Source organism: Desulfobotulus sapovorans DSM 2055, assembly GCF_059569355.1.
On record NZ_JCANVJ010000005.1, the window covers coordinates 145,702 to 168,411 of the forward strand.

The 22,710-nt window shown below is 52.2% G+C and carries 16 protein-coding genes; 7 read left to right on the plus strand and 9 right to left on the minus strand.

The window, feature by feature from the left end; all coding sequences use genetic code 11:
• Positions 1-17: 17 nt before the first annotated feature.
• The gene (locus BR04_RS06390; protein ID WP_496355171.1) at positions 18-428 is read right to left on the minus strand and encodes a rhodanese-like domain-containing protein; all 411 of its coding nucleotides are present in this window, start codon (positions 426-428) and stop codon (positions 18-20) included.
• 124 nt (positions 429-552) lie between these two features.
• Positions 553-1,479, minus strand: a complete 927-nt coding sequence (mnmL, locus tag BR04_RS06395; RefSeq protein WP_496355172.1) for a tRNA modification radical SAM protein MnmL/YtqA — start codon at positions 1,477-1,479, stop codon at positions 553-555.
• 173 nt (positions 1,480-1,652) lie between these two features.
• Here mnmL and BR04_RS06400 point away from each other — a divergent pair, with 173 nt between their 5' ends.
• From BR04_RS06400 to BR04_RS06425, 6 genes are all read left to right on the plus strand, one after another.
• Positions 1,653-2,342 carry a metal-dependent hydrolase gene (locus tag BR04_RS06400; RefSeq protein WP_496355173.1) on the plus strand — a complete coding sequence of 230 codons (690 nt, stop codon included), beginning with the start codon at positions 1,653-1,655 and terminating at the stop codon, positions 2,340-2,342.
• Positions 2,343-2,457: 115 nt separating this feature from the next.
• On the plus strand, positions 2,458-4,560 hold the full coding sequence (locus BR04_RS06405; RefSeq protein ID WP_496355174.1) for a hybrid sensor histidine kinase/response regulator: 2,103 nt from the start codon (positions 2,458-2,460) through the stop codon (positions 4,558-4,560).
• A gap of 87 nt (positions 4,561-4,647) precedes the next feature.
• Complete coding sequence (locus BR04_RS06410) at positions 4,648-7,422, plus strand: TrlF family AAA-like ATPase (protein ID WP_496355175.1); 2,775 nt, start codon at positions 4,648-4,650, stop codon at positions 7,420-7,422.
• 2 nt (positions 7,423-7,424) lie between these two features.
• On the plus strand, positions 7,425-8,681 hold the full coding sequence (locus tag BR04_RS06415) for an ATP-binding protein (RefSeq protein ID WP_496355176.1): 1,257 nt from the start codon (positions 7,425-7,427) through the stop codon (positions 8,679-8,681).
• Positions 8,682-8,772: 91 nt separating this feature from the next.
• The gene (locus BR04_RS06420) at positions 8,773-10,980 is read left to right on the plus strand and encodes a putative bifunctional diguanylate cyclase/phosphodiesterase (RefSeq protein WP_496355177.1); all 2,208 of its coding nucleotides are present in this window, start codon (positions 8,773-8,775) and stop codon (positions 10,978-10,980) included.
• An 82-nt stretch (positions 10,981-11,062) separates the two neighbouring features.
• Entirely contained in the window at positions 11,063-11,830 is a 768-nt protein-coding gene (locus BR04_RS06425) for a 4'-phosphopantetheinyl transferase family protein (protein ID WP_496355178.1), read from the plus strand.
• A gap of 132 nt (positions 11,831-11,962) precedes the next feature.
• On the opposite strand, the gene BR04_RS06430 is transcribed toward BR04_RS06425, so the two are convergent.
• The 4 genes from BR04_RS06430 to BR04_RS06445 all read right to left on the minus strand — a co-directional run bounded on the left by BR04_RS06430 (position 11,963) and on the right by BR04_RS06445 (position 18,243).
• Entirely contained in the window at positions 11,963-13,234 is a 1,272-nt protein-coding gene (locus tag BR04_RS06430) for a TolC family protein (protein ID WP_496355179.1), read from the minus strand.
• A gap of 248 nt (positions 13,235-13,482) precedes the next feature.
• On the minus strand, positions 13,483-16,515 hold the full coding sequence (locus BR04_RS06435) for an efflux RND transporter permease subunit (protein WP_496355180.1): 3,033 nt from the start codon (positions 16,513-16,515) through the stop codon (positions 13,483-13,485).
• Positions 16,516-16,536: 21 nt separating this feature from the next.
• Positions 16,537-17,652 carry an efflux RND transporter periplasmic adaptor subunit gene (locus BR04_RS06440; protein ID WP_496355181.1) on the minus strand — a complete coding sequence of 372 codons (1,116 nt, stop codon included), beginning with the start codon at positions 17,650-17,652 and terminating at the stop codon, positions 16,537-16,539.
• Positions 17,653-17,790: 138 nt separating this feature from the next.
• Complete coding sequence (locus tag BR04_RS06445; protein ID WP_496355182.1) at positions 17,791-18,243, minus strand: hypothetical protein; 453 nt, start codon at positions 18,241-18,243, stop codon at positions 17,791-17,793.
• Between the two features lie 247 nt (positions 18,244-18,490).
• Between BR04_RS06445 and BR04_RS06450 the strand changes: the two genes are divergently transcribed.
• Positions 18,491-20,056, plus strand: coding sequence for a sigma-54 interaction domain-containing protein (locus BR04_RS06450; RefSeq protein WP_496355183.1), 1,566 nt, complete (start codon positions 18,491-18,493; stop codon positions 20,054-20,056).
• 191 nt (positions 20,057-20,247) lie between these two features.
• On the opposite strand, the gene msrA is transcribed toward BR04_RS06450, so the two are convergent.
• From msrA to BR04_RS06465, 3 genes are all read right to left on the minus strand, one after another.
• Positions 20,248-20,754, minus strand: a complete 507-nt coding sequence (msrA, locus tag BR04_RS06455; protein WP_496355184.1) for a peptide-methionine (S)-S-oxide reductase MsrA — start codon at positions 20,752-20,754, stop codon at positions 20,248-20,250.
• Positions 20,751-21,200 carry a peptide-methionine (R)-S-oxide reductase MsrB gene (gene msrB, locus BR04_RS06460; protein ID WP_496355185.1) on the minus strand — a complete coding sequence of 150 codons (450 nt, stop codon included), beginning with the start codon at positions 21,198-21,200 and terminating at the stop codon, positions 20,751-20,753. The genes msrA and msrB overlap by 4 nt, the downstream gene beginning before the upstream one ends.
• Before the next feature lie 181 nt (positions 21,201-21,381).
• The gene (locus BR04_RS06465) at positions 21,382-22,269 is read right to left on the minus strand and encodes an AbiJ-NTD4 domain-containing protein (RefSeq protein ID WP_496355186.1); all 888 of its coding nucleotides are present in this window, start codon (positions 22,267-22,269) and stop codon (positions 21,382-21,384) included.
• Positions 22,270-22,710: the final 441 nt, after the last annotated feature.

Below are 22,710 nucleotides of genomic sequence, written 5' to 3' on the forward strand. Positions count from 1 at the left end.
GAAGGACGCTGTTCTTTTCAGGGCAGCAATCTGTAAAAGCGTTCAGGCTTCATGGCCCCTGCCAGTTCATCCAGCCGCCCCTTCAGGGCCTTGACCTCATCGAACCCCCGGGTGCGCAAAAAGGCGTAGCCCATGGCCGCACGGAAACCCGAAAGACAGAAGGTGATGATGAATTTGTCCCTGGGGAGCTCCTCTACCCGATCCGGCAGTTCGTGCAGGGGAATGTGCCGGGAAAAGGGAAAAGTCAGATGATCCCGCTCTTCCCGGGTTCTCAGATCCAGAAAGATAAAATGGGGGTGGTGAATGAATTTTGCAGCTTCATCCACCGTGATACCGTATTCACCCGCCACAATGAAATCAATGTCCATCTCCCGCAGCACATCCCCCAGGGACAGGGGTTCGTTTTCCGATAAAAGCGGCGTACCCATCATGGATCTCCCTTCTTTTGGTCTCGTTTCCGGAGCAGGCAGGGGCTGTATCCTGCATTTTCAGGCTTCTGTCCGGTAAACCGGAAAAAAGCGGTCTGCGGAAAACAAAGCAAAAGACAGGCCATCATCCCCTGAAACGGCTGCCCTGACGGCTGTCCCGTGTTTCCAGAAGGGCCAGAATGCGTTTGCGGGTTCCCTCCTTTTCCATGGCCCAGAGCGGGGCCACCAGCTCGTCCACATGGGGATCGCCGGTCAGGCGCTGGATCACCATCTCCGGTGGCAGCAGCTCCAGAAAGTCACAGACCGCCTCCACATAGGCCTCTTCTTCCATGCAGTTATACTGTCCGCTGCGATAAAGCGCTTCCAGAGCCGTCCCTTTTACCACATAGAGCAGGTGGATCTTCACACCGTCAATGCCCATGGCGGCCAGGATTCGGGCTGTTTCCCGCATTTTTTCCGGATCTTCTCCGGGCAGACCGAGAATGACATGCACACAGATGAAAATTCCCCGGTTCCGGGTGAGGGTTACCGCCCGCTCAAAGGCTGCAAAATCATGGCCCCTGCCGATGCGGTTCAGGGTGTCATCGTGTACACTCTGCAAGCCGTATTCGATCCAGACGAGGATCCCCCGGCGCACATAGCTTTCCAGAAGATCGAGGATGGCGTCATTCACGCAGTCCGGCCGGGTGCCGATGGAAAGTCCCACCACGCCTTCTACGGCCAGGGCCTCATCCCAGAGGGCCTTCAGCCGTTCCAGGGGGGCATAGGTATTGGTGTAGCTCTGAAAGTAGGCAATGAATTTTCTGGCCTTGTAGCGCCTGCCCATGTTGCGTTTGCCTTCCAGGATCTGCTCGGTCACGGAACGGCCTGTACCGGCGGCTCCTGTTCCCGATCCTTTGGGATTGCAGTAGATGCAGCCTCCTGTACCGAGAAGCCCGTCCCGGTTGGGGCAGGTCATGCCCGCATCCACACTGATTTTCTGTACCCTTTCTCCGAAATGCCGACGTAAAAATGCGTTGAGATCATAAAAACGTTCATGGTTCTGACGCATATGCTGCACACTCCCCTACGGATATGAAAAACGGAAAACGGAAGGATAAGCACCACCTTCCGGACATGCCCCGGGGTGCCGTCCTTTGGCCTGATGCGCTTATCATTTGACTTATCCCGCCTGCTTTGTCTACTTTAGCGTATCAGAAAAACAGGATCTGAAAGGAAAATCCCATGCCCACCATCACCTGGTATGGTCATGCCAGTGTTCAGGTTGAATCTTCAGGAAAACGACTGCTGATCGATCCCTTTTTTAAGGGCAATCCTTCAGCCCCCATCGACCCGAAGAGCATTACCCATGCTGATTGCATCCTCATTACCCATGATCATGACGATCATCTGGGAGATGCCCTTGCCATCGCAAAACGAACCGGTGCGGCCGTCATTGCCATCTATGACCTCATCTGCCACCTTGTGCGCCAGGGACTTGCAGCGGAGAAAGCCTTTGGCATGAACATCGGCGGCAGTCTGAGCGTGGACGGTATCCGGATTCGCATGACCCCCGCCCTTCATTCCGCAGGGATTGGTGCTCCTGCGGGATTTGTGGTCACCCTTCCCGATGGCTTCACCTTCTACCATGCAGGGGATACGGCCCTTTTCAGTGACATGGCCCTCATCGGCAGGCGGCAGTCCCTGGATCTGGCCATGCTGCCCATGGACGGTCGCTTCAATATGGATGCAGAAGATGCGGCGGAAGCCTGCCGCCTTCTCGCATGTCGCCAGGTCATGGCCATGCACTGGGGTACCTTTCCCGTTCTGGCAGCCGATACCCGTGCCTTTGAAAAAGCGCTTCGGGAAAAGGTGCCTGCCACCCGTTTTCTTGCCATGACGCCGGGGATTCCCCTCACCCTTGAAAAACGCTAGATTCCTGAGAAGGCTGCCCCAGGGAAGGCGGAACGGAAAAGAAGAATGAGGGGGCAGGCCGAACCTTCCTGTTGATCCGAATTTTACTCCACAATGTCCTTTGCAAGGCGTATCCATGAAGGATTTTTTCCTTAAAGTACTGTTTTGGATTCTGTGCAGCCCCATGCTGTTTTTTCCCAGGCCGGGGTTCTGTGATTCTCCTGCGCCTGCTTTTCAGGCGTCCTATTTTCAGCAGAGCGGCTGTGCGAGTCAGCTTCTGCTGAAACACGGCAGCATCATGCTGCTTATCGATCCGGTAACAGGCAGCATCCTGGACGCCAATGCGGCGGCTGTCGCATTTTATGCCTATCCGGATCTTGTTGGGAAAAATATCAAGGAGATCAACCAGCTTACGCCCAAAGAGGTGCAGACGGAAATGGAAAAGGCCCGGAAGCGGAATCAGAATTTTTTCACTTTCAGGCATCTTCTCGCGGATGGCCGTATCCGGGATGTGGAGGTGTCTTCCTATCCCGTGACCTTTCAGCAGAAGGATCTTCTGTTTTCCATTGTTGTGGATGTGACGGAGCGTATGCGTGCGGAAAAGGCCCTTCGGCAGAAGGATTTTTTCATCCGTATGCTCATTTCTTCGGGTCTTTTTTTTCAGTTTTTGCTGATTCTTATGCTGTTCAGAAGCCGTCAGAAGCGTAAGCAGGCGGAGGAAAGGCTGCGGGCCATTCTGGATCACAGCCCCATGCTGATTTCAGAGATGGATCTTTCCGGTCGTTACCTGCTCTGTAACGAAAAAACCGTCCAGTTTTTTGGTAGAGATCTGGGATCCCTCACAGGCAAAAGTTTTCAGGAACTGTTTCCCCGGGAGGTTGCGGAACGTTTCATGGAGCGCATGGCCGAGATCCGGCGCAGTAAAGCCCCGCTTTTTGTGGAAGATACCCTTGAAACCCCCCGTGGGGAGCGATCCTATGAAACCGTTCTTTTTCCCCTTTTTGATGGTCACGGAGACATCCGTTCCATTGCCGGGATTTCCCATGATGTGACGGAGCTGCGCCAGAAGGTTCAGGAAAAAGAATGTCTGGAGACCCAGCTCATGGATGCCCAGCGCATGGAGTCCATCGGTATGCTCGCCGGAGGCATAGCCCATGATTTCAACAATATTCTTTTTCCCATCATGGGCTATGCGGAAATGCTTCTGACGGAAGTCGGGGAAGACCAGCCCCAGCATAAAAAGCTGGAAGAAATCTACAGGGCCGCCCTGAGGGCCAGGGATCTGACCCAGCAGATTCTCATGTTTTCCAGAAAGGAAAGTCATGAGACCCGGGCTTTGAAAATGCAGCCCATTGTCAAGGAGGTGCTGAAGTTTGTTCGTGCCACCATTCCCAGCTCCATTGAAATCCGCCCCTATATTCAGAACGACTGCCGTCCGGTCAATGCGGATCCCACCCAGATTCACCAGATTGTCATGAACCTTGTCACCAATGCCTTTCATGCCCTGGAAGACCGAGGGGGCGAAATCTGCGTTTATCTTCAGGAGGTTCAGGTTGACCATCCCCACCGTGTGCATCCGGAGATGCCCCAGGGAAACTATGTCCGGCTCAGTGTTTCGGATACGGGTATCGGTATTTCCAGGGTCTGTCTGGATAAAATTTTTGATCCCTTTTTTACCACCAAACCCAGGGGCAAGGGTACGGGGATGGGGCTGTCTGTGGTTCGGAGTATTGTGCAGCGCTGCGGAGGATTCATTGCCGTGGACAGTGAGGAGGGAAAGGGCAGTACCTTTCATCTCTATTTTCCTGTGGTTCAGAGTGCTGTCTCCATGGAACGTCCCCCGGTGCAGGAGGGGCTTCAGCGGGGCAGGGAACATATTCTGCTGGTGGATGATGAAAAGGCCATCGTGACCCTTCAGGAAAAAATCCTGGAGTCCCTGGGATACCGGATTTCGGCCTGCACGGACAGCCATCGGGCACTGGCCCTTTTTCACGAAAATCCCCAGACCTATGACCTTGTTCTCACGGACATGCATATGCCGGGAATGTCCGGCGACAAACTGGCCCAGGCCCTTCTTGCCATACGTCCGGAAATTCCCATCCTCCTCTGCACGGGCTTCAGTGAGCACACCTCACCGGAGACACTGGCTGCCCTGGGGATCCGGGGGGTTCTGATCAAACCCATTACGGCAAGGGATCTGGCGGCAAAAATCCGTGAACTGCTGGATGCCTCACCCTAAGCGGATAAAATCCCCAGCAAGATCCTGAAAGAAAATTCCAGGCTCATGTGGTACTTCAGGCGGTAACAAGCATGGAAGGGAAGGGAGATGCACGACAAATGGAATTTTCCGGGAAGCCGATGGTGGAAGGTTGATTTCCACACCCATACCCCCAGATCCGATGATTACGGTGGGGATAATGCCTCCCTTAAGAACATCACAGCTGAGGACTGGCTGCGGAAAGCCATGGAATCCGGCCTTGATTGTGTGGTGGTGACCGACCACAACACAGGGGGCTGGATTGATGACTTAAAGGCTAAAAACAGGGAACTTCGAGATCGCGATACCAAACCTGACTGGTACAGGGACCTGACCCTTTTTCCTGGGGTTGAGATTACGGTTGCCAACAGCAGCAGCCGGGTGCATCTGCTTGCGGTTTTTGACCCTGCTTGCGACAGTCAGAAAATAACGGCGGTTTTAGGAAAATGCGGGATCGACGAAGGGTTTGGAAATGATAAGACCACATCCACGATGAAGGGTTTTGTCGATACGGTTCGCAAGATTGCCGAGGCAAAAGGGATTGCCATCCCGGCGCACGTCGATGGCCCAAAGGGCTTGCTTGAGGGTGTCACAGCCCTGACACCTGAGCTTGAAAAAAGCCTGAAAGCTGTATCTGCCGCAGAATTATGTGATCTTCACAAATACGACAATGCGGAACCCACCTTGAAAAAGGCGGTTGAGCGTCTTGCAAAGGTGGCCGGTTCCGATGCCCATCAGCCAGACCATATCGGGAGGTATTTCAGCTGGCTCAAGATGAGCCGTCCGTCCATCGAGGGTTTGCGACTGGCATTGATGGATCACGAGTTGTGCGTAAAAAACCAGGCTGAAAACCCGAATCACCTGCCTGATCTCTTCTTGTCGAAGCTTACGATCAAGGCCATGTGCCACTGCGGCCGTATCCCTGGTCAACCCTTCGTCACCCCCTTGCATCCCCATTTTAATGCTGTCATCGGCGGACGAGGAACCGGAAAATCCACCCTTATTGAATCCATCCGTATTGTTTCACGCCGTGATCAGAATCTGGAGATCGAAGCCCCCAGGGTAAAGGATGAGCTGGATAAGTTCATGAAGCTGTCGCAGAACAAAGGCGTCATGCTGAATGAGACGGAAATTCTGCTGGAGCTTCACCGGCGTGGCAAAAATTACCGGTTGCGCTGGAGATTTGACGGGCAGGGTCCGGTACTGGAGGAGGAAGTCCGCAGCATTTGGGAGGAAGTCGAGGCGGCTGATCTTCAAGGACGGTTCCCGATAAGCATTTTCAGCCAAAAACAGATCAATGAACTTGCATTAAATCCGCGAGGACTCCTGGAGGTGGTTGACCGTTCACCCGAAGTGGATCGGGCAGAATGGAAGCTGCGCTGGGAAAACGCTAAAAGCAAGTTCCTTCAGTTGAGGGAGAGAAGAAGAGAGCTTTTACGGCAAGTGGCTGGCGAGCAGCAAATTCGTGCGAAGCTGGAAGACGTTGAGAGTGACCTGAAGCAATATGAAGAAAAAGGTCATGGTGAGGTGCTTAAACAGTATCAGAAGCGAAGTCAGCAGAAGAACGGTCTGCCCGATGACCAGATTTTTGACGACCTTTCTTCTGGCATAAGGGCGCTTGCATCCAGCGCCGACTTGTCTGATTTTCCCTCACATTTATTCGACGGGCAGGATGAAACCACCGCCGAGATCCGGGCGATTCACGAAGAGACAGCGCAAGAGCTGAAAAAAGTCAGTGAAACACTTGGCAAACTTGCCGCCAGTGTTGACGCACTAAAAGTTGAAAGGGAAAAAAAGATTTCCTCAAGCACCTGGCACCAGTCGGTACAGGCAGGCATTGCCGCATATGCCGGACTGGTCAAAGCGTATGAGGAAAAAAAGAGTCCATTAAGTATTTCCCTTTACGGTGACTGGGTTCAGCAACGGTATCAATTGCAACAGCACTTGAAGAAACTGGATTCCGTCCGGAAAGAAACGGCGTCAACGGAAAAGCAGATCGCTGAGTCCCTGGAAAAGCTCCAGGAATTGCGCAGGGAGTTGTTTCAAAAGAGAAAAGCCTTTCTTGACAAGGTTATTGGTACAAGTGCTTTTGTGCGGATGGAATTGATACCCTATGGAGATGTGAGCACCCTGGAAGAAGACTACCGTTCTTTGCTCAATCTTGGAGACGGGAAGTTTGCCAGCTCGGTATATGATCAAGAAAGCGGGCAGGGTCTCCTCTGGGCGTTCAGCAAATGGGAAGATGCAAAAACGCCTGAAGCTGATTTGCCGCAGCTTATTGCAACCATCAAACGCACAACACTGGAGATCGCCAGAGGGCATGTTTCCGGCAACCATGGTGCTTTTGCCAATCGTCTGAAGAATCTCCTTGAAACACAAGCTGCTGTCTTCGATCAGCTCGATGCGTGGTGGCCTGAAGATATGCTGCGTGTCAGGTACTCAAAAGATCCGTCTTCTGGAAAATTTGAGGATCTGGAGAAAGGGTCTGCCGGGCAAAAGGCTGCCGCAATTATGGCTTTCCTGTTAAGTCACGGCAATGAACCTCTGGTCATTGACCAGCCGGAAGACGATCTTGATAATGCCCTGATCTATGACCTCATCGTCAACCAGATACACAAGAACAAAAACAGACGTCAGCTTATCATCGTAACCCACAATCCCAATATTGTTGTTAACGGGGATTCTGAGCTGGTACATGTCTTAAAATTTGAAAAGGGTCAGGTGCAGATGGATCAGCAGGGAGGTCTTGAGGAATCAGGCATCCGGGAGGGTGTTTGCACCATTATGGAAGGCGGACGACAAGCCTTTGATAAACGCTACAGACGAATGATCTTGGAGGGGTAGGCGTGTTTGAAACCACGGACGAACTGTTGAAGCAGATCCGGCTGGGTGAGGATTCCTCTCTTGAGTTGAAGGATCTGAGATACAAAGGGAACCAGGTGAATGACCCGCACCGGAACAGCATGGCGGATGAGCTGGCTGCGATGGCCAATACGGCCAATGGTGTTTTTGTCTTAGGGGTTGATGACAAATCGAGAACGGTTGTCGGTATTCCTGAAGACAAACTGAGCATGGTAGAGACCTGGATACGGGGGATATGCAACGATCTCATTACGCCTCCGCTTTTCTGCCGGATTCGAATGGTTCCGGTGATCACGGACGATGGGGCAGAGCGGGTTCTTATTCGTGTCGATGTGCCCAGGAGTCTTTATGTTCATAAAAGTCCAACAGGTTATTTCCATCGAATTGGAAGTTCAAAACGGGAGATGTCCCCGGAAGTTTTGTTCAGATTGGCACAACAGCGCAGTCAGGCGAGAATCATTCGTTTTGATGAGCAGTCGGTCACCACGGCTTCTCGGGAGTGCCTTGATAAAACCTTCTGGGAAAAGTTCAAGACAGCCTTGTCTCCCAAAGAAGATGAAGAATTTTTGCTCAAACTTAAGCTCCTGACAAAAGATGAGGATGGAAATATCTGTCCGAGTGTCAGTGGTGTATTGATGGCAACACGTCAACCGCATGACATAATAACAAATGCTTTTATTCAGGCAGTCGCCTATCGTGGTATGGAGCGCAATGCGGCCTACCAGCTGGACGCAAGAGATATTGTCGGGCCTTTGGATGTTCAAATCGTTGAGGCCTACAAGTTTGTTGAAAAAAATATGCGGGTATACGCTGTCAAGGAACCGGCACGACGTGACATCCCGCAATACGCCATGCAGGCCGTCTTTGAGGCATTGGTCAATGCCGTGGCCCATAGGGATTACTCCGTGTATGGATCAAAAATTCGACTGCATATGTTTGCTGACCGCCTGGAGATCTTTTCCCCAGGTACTATTCCCAATACGATGACGATTGACACCCTACCGCTTCGTCAGGCGGCACGCAATGAACTGCTCACAAGCCTGCTCGCCCGTTGTCCTATTTCCCTTGCAGAATATACCGGTGGCCGGGAGTTCATCATGGACAAGCGGGGCGAAGGGGTTCCGGTTATCATCCTTGAAAGTGAGAAACTGTCCGGAAAGAAACCGGAGTACATATTGATCAACGATGCGGAGTTAAAGCTGACGATTTTTGCGGCGCAGCCCCCCCATGGCGGGGACTGATTGGATACGGGAAATGGAGGGCCGTCAGGGGAGATATCGCTGGGATTCCAGCACCCCTGGAAATCCTGATACAAAAGAAAGGAAGCTGTCCTTGATCACCCGGCTGCGTCATTATCTGATGGTGGGGGAAGAATATTATCGCCAGAGCGATCCGGAAATCTGGCGTCAGAGTGCGCTGCGCATCCTTACCCTGAGCGGGCTTTGTCTTGTCGGCTGGATTGGCATCCACAGCAGCTGGCAGGCGATCTCCGGGGAGATGTACCACATTCCCCTCATTGTTTTCGGTTTTTACGGCCTGCTTGCCTGGATTCTGCTGGGTCTGCGCCACAGCAGCCGTTCCGGGGCAAAGATTTTTGTCCTTCTGATCTACCTCGCCGCCCTTTGTATCCTGCTTTTTATCCGGATTCCGGAAGTCGCAAGGATGGGCGTGGTTTTTCTGTACATGGCCCCGTTGACCATACGGGTCTATTTTGGGATGCGTGCTGCCGTATGGGCCATGATCTGCAATTTTATTCCCTTTCTCATTATCGCCGCAAAATACGAATTCCCCAATATTTTCGGCATTGACATGACCCTGGAGGACAGTCACCTCTATATCTCTTCCCTCATTTTTCTTTTTTTCAATTTCTGTGTACCGCTCTCTGCCTTCCGGATTTACACCTCCCTTGAAGAAAATGCCCTGCGCCATAAAGAGGCGTATGAGCGGATGCGTGAGATGAAAACCATGTACGCGGAGATTTTCCAGAACTACACGGTTGCCCTCATCCAGTGCGACAGGGAAGGCCGGATTCAGCAGGTCAATCATCAGGCCCAGACCCTTTTCAGGGCAGGGCAGCATCTTGGGGAACTGCTGCACCAGCTTCTCGATTTTCAGACAGAGAGGAATCCGTCTCCCCGAAGCGGTGAGACCTGCAAGGCCCGTTTCCGGTTATCGGCTGAGGAATGGATTGAGGTGGTGGTGGAAGTTGCGGATGTCCGCAATGACAGCCTGCTCTACTCCCTGCGGGATGTGACGGAGCTGAAGCGCATGATGCACCAGCTTCAGGAAGTTCAGGAAAAAGCCCTTTTTCTGAGCAGCCATGACCATCTGACCGGGCTTTACAACCACGAACACTTCTGCAGGGTGACGGCGGAACAGTTCGACCATACACGCATCCATTTTCTGTGTATCCGCATCGCCCACCTGCGCTACATCAATAACAAATACGGCCTTCCCACCGGAGATGCACTGCTCCGCCATATCGCTGAAGCCCTCTGTGTGGCAGCGGCACACCGGCAGATGGTCTATGGCCGCCTGCGGGGAAGCATGTTCATTGTGGCTTCACGGGAGTACGGAAACATAGAGTCTTTACGCAGCAGCCTGCCGGAGCGTATCCGGATCCATGGCAGGGATCTTGCCGTTGAATACGGCTTTGGCCTGGCGATGGAAGAAGGAAGAAATGCCGTATCCGGTGTGCAGCGAGCCGAAATGGTTCTACAGCAACAGCAGCAGACCCTGGGCGATGTGCAGATTTATCCGGAAGGTCTGGCTGAAAAACAGATTCTCAGGCGGGATATTGAAATCCATCTCCGCTCTGCCCTCAATGCCCGTGAGTTCACAACCTTTATTCAGCCCAAGGTCAACCGTGCCGGAGAGATTGTGGGAGGCGAGGCCCTGGTGCGCTGGCTGACGGATCAGCCCTATGCCTCTCCGGCCCAGTTCATTCCCGTGGCAGAAGACAGCGGTCTTATTTACGAGATCGATCTTCAGGTCATGGAAGACGCTGTGGCACTGGTCAGAAACATCAATCTTCACCGGGAAGCCCCCCTTGCCATCAGTGTCAACCTTTCTCCCCTGCATTTTCTGAAACCTGGCATTGCCGAGCATATCGGCCTTATGGTGAAACGGCATGCCATTCAGCCCGAATGGCTTCAGATTGAGCTGACGGAAACCTGTTTCATGTCCGCAGGGGATCTGGCCTGTACGGAGCTGGAAAAACTCAGGAAAAACGGTCACGGCATTGCCATGGATGATTTCGGGGTAGGCTATTCCTCCCTGAAACTGCTGGCAGAGCTGCCCATCACCACCTTGAAACTGGATCGCAGTTTTGTATCCGGCCTGCCCGACAACACGCGTCATGCCAGTATTACCCAGACCATTCTTACCCTGGGACGACAGCTGGATTTTGAAATTGTCGCCGAAGGTGTTGAAACCCTCCAGCAGCTGGACTACCTTCGGGATAAGGGATGTGACCTTTTTCAGGGGTTTTTCTTTTACCGGCCCATGCCCGCATCCGAGTTTTTTTTGCTGTGTCGCTGAGAAACGTCGCGGCCTGTCCCTTTTTTCAGGGGGCTGGCGAATGTTCCCCCATTCTGCACATACCCCAAGAAGAACAGAGCCTATGAAATCCGGAGCTTTTTGCCAGGCCGATCCCCAGATCCTGAACCTGTCCGCCTTTCCCTTCCATCTGGCGCCTCTCCCCGTGGCCCTGCATCTCATCTCTATTCCGGAGGTGCTGGCAGGGCTTTTTCCCGACGAGGGGAGTTGGGATGCACTTAAAACGAAAAAAGCCCTTTTTCTTCCTGAAGAGCACTTTCCTGAAGGGTTTTCGGAAAAAGAGAAGGCCCGTTTTCAGGGGTTTGCCGTTGTCAAACGGCAGATGGAGTGGCTTTGTGGCCGTATGGCCGTGAAAAAACTCGTGCAGACTTTTTTATGCCCGGACAGGCCGATGGCGTTTATCGGGGTGGAGAATACGGAAAAAGGCGTTCCTTTTCTGCCGGACTTTCCGGACTATACCCTTTCCATCAGCCATGGCGGCGATTATGCCGTGGCGGGCATCGTCCTTGAAAAAAGGGGGGCGCTGGGTCTGGATCTGGAGCCGGACAAAAAGCGGGACATAGAAGCTTTAAGGCGCATGGCCTTTTCCGAAGAGGAATGGGCCTTTCTTTCCGGAAAGCCGGAGCGGGAGATCCTCCGGCACTGGACACTGAAGGAGGCGGGACTGAAGCTTGTGGGCCAGGGCTTTCATCTGCCCCTGAAAAGGCTTGAAATTCTGCCGGGAGGGATGCGGGTTCACGGAAAGGATGTGGCGGGGGTGTCCTGCTGGACAGGCGATATCGAAGGCGGGTATCTTTTGAGTCTTTTGTACGGGAAGGTGGAAAGCAGGTAAGAACGCAGCGGAACCATATGGCAAAGAAATCCGCTTCTCCTCGATATTTTCCTTCGCGTTTTTTGAAGAAGAGACGCGAAGGAGATAGGCCTTTCCGGATGCATTGAATCCCATGGAGAGGAAAGCCTTTCCTTATTCTTGCCCAAGCCCCGCCACGAGGTGGCGCACCCGGAGGGTGGTTTCCTGACAGGTGGTCCGGGCTGTGATGCGGTTCGCCCAGGCCCTTGAAAGGTAGGTGATGGCATCCAGAAGGTCTGTGGTGGTGGATACCCCTTCCCTGTAGCTGTACTCCGTAACCCTGAGATGTTCTTCGGCCTCATCCATACCGGCCTCGGCCACATGGAGGTTGTTTTTAGCAACTTCTGCGTCCAGAAGCAGGTTTTTGAGCTGCACATCCAGATTGTCGAGAATTTCCCGCCTTTCGTGTTCCATGCGGCGGGTCTCAAGGCGGCTTTTCTGAACCAGAGCCGGTTTTCTCATGCCGTCAAAGAGATTCACGGACAAGGAAAGGGTCAGCCGGGTTTCCTCTTCCACATTGTCGGAAAGTTGGTAGTTGTCAGCGGACTGCCCATGGGAAAGGGCGAGATCCGTTCTGGGCAGATAGGCACTTTGGGCCACGCGCACGCTGTCTTCTGCCATGGTTCTTTTCAGATCCAGAATTTTCAGCTCGCTGTGGCGCTGCCGCATCTGTTCTGAAAGAAGGTGGACATCCTCCAGCCGGGGCAGGTTCTGAAAGTCTGAAAAATCCAGATCCGAAAGGGTGAGGATAAGGCCCGATGTTCGGGAAAGCTGGTTCATGGCTTTGTTCACAGCAGCATCCGCCCTTGTCCAGGACTGTTCCGCGTCATCCAGAACCACTTTGATTTTGAGATAATCCGCCCTTCGGATCACCCCTACCCCATGGCGGGTTCCGGCCTGCTCATACTCTTTTCGGTAAAGGGCGCGTGTACGGTCTGCCACCTCCCTTTCGGCCAGTGCCTGATACACACCGAGAAAGGCCAGAGCAGTTTCCAGACGCACATCCTGCCGCAACCCCTCCATAAGGGCCTCTTGTACTTCCACCTTCCTTCTGGCCGTATCCAGAGCGGCCTGATCCCCGAAACCTGCAAAGAGGTTCCAGCGAGCGGCGATTTTCCAGGAAGCATTCTCCTCATTTTCAAAGAGGGTGCTGTCTTCAAGGTGGTTGGCCGTGTAGCTGGCATCCACGCCGGGCATGAAGGCGGCCCGGCTTTCCCGCACCCCTTCTTCGGCCTGACGGCGGGAAATTTCATACATGCGGAGAATATCCCGGTTTGAAAGGGAGGCTTCCATAATCCGGCCAAGGTCGTAGCTGCTGGCGGTCGTCATCCCCGGAAGAAGCAGGGAGAGCAGGATCAGGACGGCCCCTGTCTGAATCATTTTCATATCTTATCCTTTGGCATGGCAGAAACCATTCCTTCTGCCCTTTGGGTTACTGGATGGCCGGAAGAGGGTTTCAGGCGGTTTCCGGGGCGGATACTGCCCGAAGGATCCCTCACCCCGGCCCTTCTCCTGGTGGAAGAGATGAGAAAAAAGCCCTGTGGACGGCTTTTCCGCTTCAGGGAAGAAACGATGGCCGGGAATGAGAAATATCCGTGAAAACAAAAATATATAAAGTCTATAGGGTCTTCAGGCTACGTGGCTTTAATGCGATACAGCAGCGTAAACAATACCGGAACCACCATGAGGGTTAAAACCGTTGCAACCAGAAGGCCGGACATGATGGTAACGGCCATGGAACTGAACAGGGGATCCGACAAAAGGGGGATCATGCCCAGAATGGTGGTGAGAGCCGCCATGGTCACGGGTCTGAGGCGGCTCAGGGAGGCATCCATCACTGCCAGAAGGGGTGCTTTGCCTGCGGCCATTTCCTGTTGAATCTGATCCAGAAGCACCACGGCATTCTTGATGAGCATGCCAATGAGGCTGTATACGCCGAGTATGGCAAGAAAGCCGAATGTCTCCTGGGTTACAAGAAGCCCAAAGGCGATTCCGATGACGGAAAGGGGAAGGGTCAGCATGATGATCAGAAGGGGCCGGAGCTGTCCGAAGAGCAGCACAAGGATACAGGCCATGAGAAAAAGGGATAAGGGCAGATACTTGTTGGTGCTTTCCTGGCCTTTGACGGACAGGTCGTAGTCCCCTGCCCATTCCAGTCTGTAGCCGGGAGGAAGTGGGATGGCCTCGATGGCCGGGGCGATGTCCTTTCTCAGGCTTTCTCCGGTGATATCCATGGGGTCACACTGGGCCTTAATGGCTCTTGTGCGGTCAATTCTGCGGATCACAGGATTTTCCCACTGAATGGTCATCTCCCCTGTCACCTGACGCAGGGGGCGGGATTCCGTGTCCCTGCCCCATACAGGAAGGCCTTCCAGAGAAGCATCCGGAGAGGCGATGGTTTTTAAGAGAATGGGCAGGATGTCATTTCCGTCCCGGAAGCCACCCATGGGTTCTCCGTCCGTGCGGCGGAGCATGGAGGCTCCGAGATCCGTCCGCTCCACACCCGCCATGCGGCCTTCCGCCTGATTAAAGGAAGAGGATAAAACCGGAACCTGGTTGCGCCAGTCGTCCCGTACATCATAGGCATTGGGGTGGGCTTCCATGATGCCTTTTGCCTGATCAGCCAGATCCCTGAGTATGGCCGGGTCCGGCCCCGTAAAGCGGGCTTCCACCTTGAAATCAACGGGTGGGCCGGAGCGATATAGCCGGATTCTGGGTGCGGCGTCCGCAATGTTTTCGTTGAACCATGTGTATAAACTTGTCCGGATTGCCGGAATCTCCCTGTAATCTTTCACCTGAACAAGGAAGTGACCATAGTGTTCCGTGGCAGGTTCGGGATTTTGGGAAGCTTCGTAGCGAACGGGTCCGGAACCGATGAAACCCGCAAAGCTTTCTATCTCCGGCATGGTGGTGAGCTGCTGCTCCAGACGTCCCATTTCATGGGCAAGCGTTTCGGTGCGGGTGCCATCGGGCATCCAGAAGTCTATCATGAACATGTCGCGGTCGGAGTCGGCAAAGAAGTTCTGGGGCACATGCTGGAAGGCAGCAAGGGCGGACAGGAGAACCCCCGTCATGGTGATCAGGGTCAGGAAACGGTGGCGGAGGCAGAAAAAAAGAAATTTTCTGTAGAGTCTGTATCCTCTGGACTCAGGGGGGGCTATTTCCCCGTTTTTCAGCGATAAAGGGGCAGGATTTTTTAAAAACTGGTGGCAAAAGGCAGGGGTCTGGGTAATGGCCAGCACCCAGCTCACCAGCAGGGAAATGGCCACCACCTGAAAGAGGCTGGCGCAATACTCCCCTGTATTGGAGGGGGCCATGTAAATGGGAAAAAAAGCCAGCACGGCAATGATTGTGGCACCAAGGAGGGGCCATGCCGTTTCTTTCACGGGCTGGACAGCGGCAGATTCCCGGTCCATGCCCTGATTCAGTTTTGTCAGGGTGCCGTCCACCACAACAATGGCATTGTCCACGATCATACCCATGACAAGAATCAGCGCTGCCAGAGAGATCCGCTGCAGATCAATGCCCCAGGCCAGCATGACGAGAAAGGTGGCCAGTATGGAAAGAACCAGCCCGGAGGCAATGATGAGGCCGCTTCGCACACCCATGGCAAAAAGAAGAACGAGAACCACGATACCCACGGACTGAATCAGGCTGGTCATGAATTTGCCAATGGCTTTCTGAACGGATTCGGACTGGTAGTACACATCATGCAGCTCCATGCCTAAGGGCATGTCTGCCATGAGCTGATTCATCCGAAGCCTCACGGCCTCGCCCATGGCCACCACATTGGCCCCCTGTCTGGCAGAAATGGTGATGCCGATGGCGGTTTTTCCATTGATGCTGAGGCTCTTTTCCCTGGGAGTCCGGTAGCTTCGCTGGATGGTGGCAATGTCTCCCAGACGAAAGGTGCGGCCGTCCATGCCCAGAAGGATCAGGTTTTCAATGGTGGAAAGGTCGGTCAGCACTCCCGTGGTTTCCAGCCTGACCCGCCGGGTTCCGGAATCCAGCGCTCCGCTGTCCACCACGGTATTCTGCCGGGAAAGCGCCATGGTGAGGATGTCCGGCCGGATCCCCTGAAGGGCCATCTGCTCTTCGGGGATGAGGATTTCTATGGTTTCCGTCCGGTCGCCGTAAATCTGAATCCGGCTTACATCCGCAACTTTCAGCAGTTCCCTCCGGAGATAATCCGCATAGTCCGCAAGTTCTTTTTCGCTGTACCCCTCTCCGGAAAGGGCCACAAAAATCCCATAGATGTCGCCGTAGTCATCCTGTACGGTGGAAGGCAGAACGCCGGGGGGGAGTTCTGCCTGCATGGCAGTGATTTTTTTCCTCAGACTTTCCCATGTATGGGAAATGGCATGGGAACGCATGCTTTCGTCCACGTCCACATAGACCAGTGAAAGCCCTGCACGGGATTCGGACCGGATTTCCACCACATGCTCCGTGCTCTGGGCTGCCTGCTCGATGAGGTCGGTCACCTGCAGCTCAACCTCATGGGGGGAAGCACCGGGATAGGGAGTTACCACGATGGCCGTCTTGATGGTGAATTCCGGATCTTCAAGCTTGCCAAGTTTTTCATAGGCCATGAAACCGCTGATGCTGAGACAGAGGATGAAAAAAAAGATCACGCTTTTGTGGCGGACAGAGTAAGAAGAGATACGCATGGAAGGGGGACTCCTTAAATATTACAGTTGCCTGCCAACATTGGTTGAAGAGGGTTCCGGTAAAAGACGGACTGCCTGCCCTTCTTTCAGATAACTGGCCCCAGCCGTAACGATGATGTCTCCCTGCTGTAACATTCCGTAGACCGTGATACCCTGACTGGAAAGCGTGCCGGTTTGTACGGGTTTCAGGAAAACCCGACCTTCTTTCACCATAAAAATACCCGCATCCTCTCCGGGAAAGGGGACCAGTGCTGCCATGGGAAGGGTGTAACTGGCGGCTCCTGCAAAGTGAAGGCGCACCTCCGCTGTCATGCCCGGCCGGATTTCTTCCGGTTTTTCCGGAGTCAGCAGGAGGGGATAGGTGCGGCTGCCCTTATCTGCCTGCTGCCCGATTTCTTTGATGAAGGCGGAAAAGGATCTGCCGTGCAAAGAAGCAAACTGGCAGCGGATACCGGTGATTTTTTCAACATCCCCCAGCATGGAGGCGGGAAGCCCCACCACCACTTCAATGGCGTTTGGATTGATGAGACTGGCAACGGGTTGACCTGCATTCACATGGTGGTGGTTTTCCACGAATTTTTCATGAATCACACCGTCAAAGGGAGCGCGGAGGAGGGTGTCTGCCAGCTGGTTTTTCGCCTCATTCAGACTGGCCCTGCTGTTATCAAGATCTGCCTGTGTGGTGTGATAAAGGGCGGTGGTTTTATCAAATTCCGCTTTGGCCATGGCCTCTTTTTTAAAAAGGGCCTCGTGCCGCCGGAACTGCTGTTCCGCTTCTTTGGCTCTGGCTTCTGCGGCAACAAGTCTGGCTTCTGCCTGACGGAGACGGACTGTAAAGTCCCGGTCATCCATCCGGGCGATGATGTCTCCCTTTTGTACGACTTTTCCCGTTTCTGCGGTGTAGGTAACGATCAGGCCGGAAACCCGGAAGGACAGAACCGTTTCCTCGGCAGACCGGGCAATTCCCGGAAGAATCCGCTCTGTCCCCTTGTCCGGTTCAGAAAGAATCTGGGTGCGTACGGGCCGGGGGATCATGGAAGATTCATTTTTGGGGGTACCCTCTGCCCTGCTGCATCCCGTCGCAAGGACGCAGATGGCAAGGAAAAGGATAAAAAAACTGCTTCTTAAAAAAATCACAATGATTTCCTTTCATTAAAAAAATCAAAACACTACAGATGAAAAAGCTCTGTGCGGGTTTTTCACTATGGGCTTTATATCTCACCCATTGAAGAGAACTGGTATGGATTCCAGTGTGCAGATTCGAAGTTAATTTTTTTATTTGTTTACGCTTGTTACAGAGAGAGTTCTCCACTCACCCATGGTGCCTTTTATAAAGATAAAACCAATGATAAATGCCCCTGCCGAGAAAGTGATGAATCTTGGGACAACGGGCACAGGACTTTCGATAACATTAAAAACAACAAGAAGTTCAGGGAGTAACAGAAGACTTCTTAATAGAAAAAGAATGCCAATACCTAAAAGTATTTGCTTTAACCACGGCAGCCTGACAAATTTACCTGCACCTGAAAATGCGTATAATCCGAACAAAGCGAGGATTACCCCAATAATTATGCTGGTGATAACTAAGGCGCTGGTACTTTTGATTAAAAATTCTGGTGCTCCAAAATAAAGGCTTAAAGAAGGTGAGAATCCAATTGCAATCTGAAATATTGAAAGAATAAAGCATGCTGCACCGGCGAATAGGAGTAAATTTTTGGAAGTATTCATGGTGTTCTCCTTTAATGATTTGCCCCTACTTGTTTTTAGGGAAACATGAGCGATACGGATAGATCATGTGAAGAACGAATCTTAATCTACCTTTCAAAACCCGAAGCGAAAATCGTGCCACATCTAAGCATTAGAAAGAACAGCATTTTTTAATGATAGGTATAAAATTGTTGTTAAATAAAACAAATATTGTCATTTTATTTAACAAAGCTATGTTGCATTGTTGAATAAAACAATGGAGAGAGGGATGGATAATAATGAATTTTTCCGGGAAGCTGTGCTGCGGATTTCCAGCAGCCTTGATTTTGGTATAGCGCTGAAAAGGCTCCTTGAACTGCTGGTAAAGGTTATGCCTGTCGAAGCTGTTTTTGCAACACGTCATATGCGTGAGCAAAAGGTAATAAGGGTTTTTGATCATGCGTCTCTGGGCAAAAAATTTAGGGTATTTCAAGAGCTGGAACTGAACCCGGATATGGTGTCCCATGTTGAGGAAGTGTTTTCGTTGGAGGCAGGTATTTTGATTATGGACGGCCCGGAAACAGATCCCATCGGCCGGGGCTGGCTGGAAATTGATCCAGAAGTCTGGAATTCTTCCTGTATCGTCGTCCCCATGAAAATAGAGACAAGCTGGAACGGCATGCTGGTTTTTCTCAGTAAAAACCGGAATGAATTCAATGAAGGCCATGCGGGTTATATACGCCAGATTCAGGAACCCCTCTCCCTTGCATGGTTCAATTCTCTCCATTATCAGGAACTGATCCAGCTGAAGGATTCTCTGGATGAGGAAAACAAGGCCTTATTCCAGGAAATACGCCACCTGAAAGGGGATGCCATCATCGGCTCCACTTCCGGCCTGAAAGGGGTGATGGAGATGGTGGTGCAGGTGGCCTCGCTGGACAGTCCTGTTTTGCTTCTGGGGGAAACGGGGGTGGGAAAGGAAGTGATCGCCAATGCTATCCATGGGGCTTCTTCCCGCAGTGACGGGCCTTTTATCAAGGTCAACTGCGGTGCTATTCCCGAAGGTCTGATGGATTCAGAGCTTTTTGGACATGAAAAAGGGGCCTTTACCGGAGCCTTTTCCCGTAAAAGGGGAAAGTTTGAACGCGCCCATGGGGGAACCCTTTTTCTGGATGAGGTTGGTGAGCTGCCGCCCGCAGCCCAGATCCGGCTGTTACGGGTCTTGCAGCACAGAGAAATTGAGCGCGTGGGAGGCAGCGAGATGATTCCCGTGGACGTCCGGATCATCTCCGCCACCCACAGAAATCTGGAAAAAAGGATACAGACCGGCCAGTTCCGGGAGGATCTCTGGTTCCGGCTGAATATTTTCCCCATTACCATTCCTCCCCTCCGGTACCGTAAAAATGATATCCCCGAGCTGGTTCGCTATTTTCTGAAAAAAAAATCCATGGATCTCAAAATTCACCCGGCACCTCAGGTTCAGGAAGGGGAGATGAATCGTCTCGGTGGATGGCACTGGCCGGGAAATGTGCGGGAGCTTGAAAATATTGTGGAACGTGCTTTGATCCAGAGCCGCAGCCGGGGAGGACGTGTCATATTTGATCTGCCCATGGGCGAAGAGCCGGGAACTGTGGCCAGCGATACGCCCTTTCCCAGCCTGGACATGGTGGCGGTCCGTCATATCCGGAAGGCGCTGGAACACTCAGGTGGCCAGATTCACGGAGCCGGTGGGGCTGCGGAGCTGCTGGGCATCAACCCCAATACCCTCCGCAGCCGCATGCGCAGGCTGGGCATTTATCAAAAGGGCAAAGCAGGCGGGACGTTGGGGAAGGCAAGGGGGGGATGTTCTTTGTAAAAGTTCCGGACAGGGCTGAAAAGGACAAGGGGGGCTTCACTCATCCGGGGCCTGGTTTTTTCAGGAGGGGCGGGGCATAAAGAAAGCCTGCGAAAAGATGTCTGGATGTGATTGTTCAAGGTTTGGGGTGAAGGTGGTGGAGGAATTGACAGGATTGTAACTCCATACACCCTCCGTCAGGATTGAACGGTTCACCCACGCGTGCGCTTTGGCAGTATCCAGTCCGGACGTGGGTAATGGCAGGTGTAGCCGTTGGGATAGTGCACAAGATAATCCTGATGCTCGGGCTCTGCTTCCCAGAAATCCCCTGCAGGTTCGAGTTCCGTTACCACCTTGCCCGGCCATAATCCCGAGGCATTCACATCCATGATGGTGTCAAGGGCAACTTTCTTCTGCGTCTCGTTCACATAGTAAATTGCCGATCGGTAGGACGGTCCCCGGTCATTGCCCTGCCGGTGAGTGGTTGTGGGATCGTGTATCTGGAAAAAGAATTCCAGAATACGGCGATAGGAAATTTTCTCCGGATCGAAAAGAATCTCAAGGGCCTCGGCGTGGGTGCCGTGGTTGCGGTAGGTGGCGTTGGGGACATCGCCGCCGGTGTAACCCACCCGGGTGGCCTCAATCCCCGGTAACTTGCGAAACAGATCCTGCATCCCCCAAAAGCAGCCGCCCGCCAGAACAGCGCGTTCCTGTGTCATGACCTGTCCTCCACCTGATTGAGGTAGTCCCCATAGCCCGCTGCTTCCATGGCATTGCGATGGATGAAGCGCAGCGAAGCCGAATTGATGCAGTAACGCAAACCACCGCGATCCCTGGGGCCGTCCGGAAACACGTGCCCCAGGTGGCTGTCGCCATGAACCGAGCGAACTTCGGTTCGCACCATGCCATGGCTGACATCCTGTAGCTCATGAATATACGCAGGCTCGATGGGTTTGGTAAAGCTTGGCCAACCGCAACCTGACTCAAACTTGTCTGATGACGCAAACAGTGGTTCGCCCGACACGACATCCACATAGATACCCGGCTCGGTATTATCAAGGTACTCGCCCGATCCTGGTTTCTCGGTGCCGTTTTGCTGGGTCACACGGAACTGTTCCGGAGTCAGGGCGGCGATGGCGGCATCGGATTTATTGTAAGGATTCATTCGATCCTCCTTGATGGACTGCTGTGGGTATTCACGGGTGCTCCTGAAATATAACGCCAAAATCACGGGCCGGGCCGAATCACGAAACCCGTAAATAAACGAAAGTGATTGAAAAAAGACTGCCTTCGATCACTGCACGCTCCCGCCCGGTCACGTGCATTTTTTTGTTGGGTGTCCCTTCTTACCTCGATGATAATAGCATCTGAATAAAGGCAAATAGCCGGTAAAACAAATAATCGATTATGCTATTATTAGAAATTACAATTTGTGTTACCTCACTATGACGAATATGAAATGTATTGCCAATCTCAGTTAATTTGCGAGCCTCATCTTCCAGCATAGACTTGGTATTAGGATCAGTAGACGTTTTATCTAAAAGTGCCGAAATAGAATTTTTCTTGTTTGATGGGTTTTCAAGTGTTTTAGTCCTCTCCCAGCAATCCCATAAACGTTCAACGGCCTCTTTCCTAATTTTTGTATCAGGATTTAATATTTTCTTTTGAGCGTCATCAAACATACTGTCCAAGACGCTATCGCCCGTTCGGATATGAGTAGAAACGATCTTTTTGAATTCTTTGGGGATTATTCGCTTTATGGTACCATCATTTTCTAAGCAAAATGCTATGCTATTTCTTCGAAAAATCGTGTTGATTTTATCCCGAAAAGAATCTTTCCCTGATTCTTCATCAAATGATAGATGGTAATGACGGAAGAAGCTGTGATAGCCTCCTTGTATAGGTTTTGCTACTGCATAGTAACAGAATTGAATCAAATCTAAAGCCACCAGAGTCTCGGGTGCCCAAGGCTCTTTTGACCAATGATCTCCTTCCTCAGTTTTCAACGGCCATTCGATATTTGGCACCTCTGCTTTAAGTGCAAGTTTAAATGACTGCTCATCTGTTCCAGTTGGACCTTCTCCATCGGGACACATCTCAGGATATTGCTTGCCAAAAGCCCCGGTTGATATCAGGCTTTGAATGAGAGCAACAATCCCTCCCCAGGCTACGGGTGTCACAGAATCAACAGTCTGTGCCTTTGTTTTTCCTTCTTTATCGCTAAAATATTCCATTTGTAGACACCCAACAGTGCAATAAGTAAAAATTTTCTATGTTATCCGTCCCTATATCCGGATAATTTTCCGTTTATTCTGGTATTCAAGGGTAAAACATGGAAAACCGTATCCCGCCTTTCTCCGCCTATCAAGAAAAAAATCAAAGTTTCCATTTATCCTGATATCAGAGGCCAAAACATGGAAAAAGGGTAACTACTCCAAAAGTCCGGGCATTGGTAAAAGAAGCTAAACATTCTCAGCCTGATCTGATAAAGCAAGAAGCATGTTAACACACGACGCCATACTCAAATCACTATCGGCCTCTGATCTCGAAAATCCCACGATCATGCTTTTGATCGAGATCATTTACAATCAGCAGGAAGAAATCTCCCGGCTCAAAGATGAAATTGCCCGACTGAAGGGGCAGCCCCCGAGGCCGAAGCTCCGTCCGTCGATCCT

What these genes read in the sequence shown, in the direction of transcription:
- BR04_RS06390 (WP_496355171.1), bottom strand. Translation starts at nt 428, where the DNA reads ATGGGTACGCCGCTTTTATCGGAAAACGAACCCCTGTCCCTGGGGGAT.
- mnmL (WP_496355172.1), bottom strand. Translation starts at nt 1,479, where the DNA reads ATGCGTCAGAACCATGAACGTTTTTATGATCTCAACGCATTTTTACGT.
- BR04_RS06400 (WP_496355173.1), top strand. Translation starts at nt 1,653, where the DNA reads ATGCCCACCATCACCTGGTATGGTCATGCCAGTGTTCAGGTTGAATCT.
- BR04_RS06405 (WP_496355174.1), top strand. Translation starts at nt 2,458, where the DNA reads ATGAAGGATTTTTTCCTTAAAGTACTGTTTTGGATTCTGTGCAGCCCC.
- BR04_RS06410 (WP_496355175.1), top strand. Translation starts at nt 4,648, where the DNA reads ATGCACGACAAATGGAATTTTCCGGGAAGCCGATGGTGGAAGGTTGAT.
- BR04_RS06425 (WP_496355178.1), top strand. Translation starts at nt 11,063, where the DNA reads ATGAAATCCGGAGCTTTTTGCCAGGCCGATCCCCAGATCCTGAACCTG.
- BR04_RS06430 (WP_496355179.1), bottom strand. Translation starts at nt 13,234, where the DNA reads ATGAAAATGATTCAGACAGGGGCCGTCCTGATCCTGCTCTCCCTGCTT.
- BR04_RS06435 (WP_496355180.1), bottom strand. Translation starts at nt 16,515, where the DNA reads ATGCGTATCTCTTCTTACTCTGTCCGCCACAAAAGCGTGATCTTTTTT.
- BR04_RS06445 (WP_496355182.1), bottom strand. Translation starts at nt 18,243, where the DNA reads ATGAATACTTCCAAAAATTTACTCCTATTCGCCGGTGCAGCATGCTTT.
- BR04_RS06450 (WP_496355183.1), top strand. Translation starts at nt 18,491, where the DNA reads ATGGATAATAATGAATTTTTCCGGGAAGCTGTGCTGCGGATTTCCAGC.
- msrA (WP_496355184.1), bottom strand. Translation starts at nt 20,754, where the DNA reads ATGACACAGGAACGCGCTGTTCTGGCGGGCGGCTGCTTTTGGGGGATG.
- msrB (WP_496355185.1), bottom strand. Translation starts at nt 21,200, where the DNA reads ATGAATCCTTACAATAAATCCGATGCCGCCATCGCCGCCCTGACTCCG.
- BR04_RS06465 (WP_496355186.1), bottom strand. Translation starts at nt 22,269, where the DNA reads ATGGAATATTTTAGCGATAAAGAAGGAAAAACAAAGGCACAGACTGTT.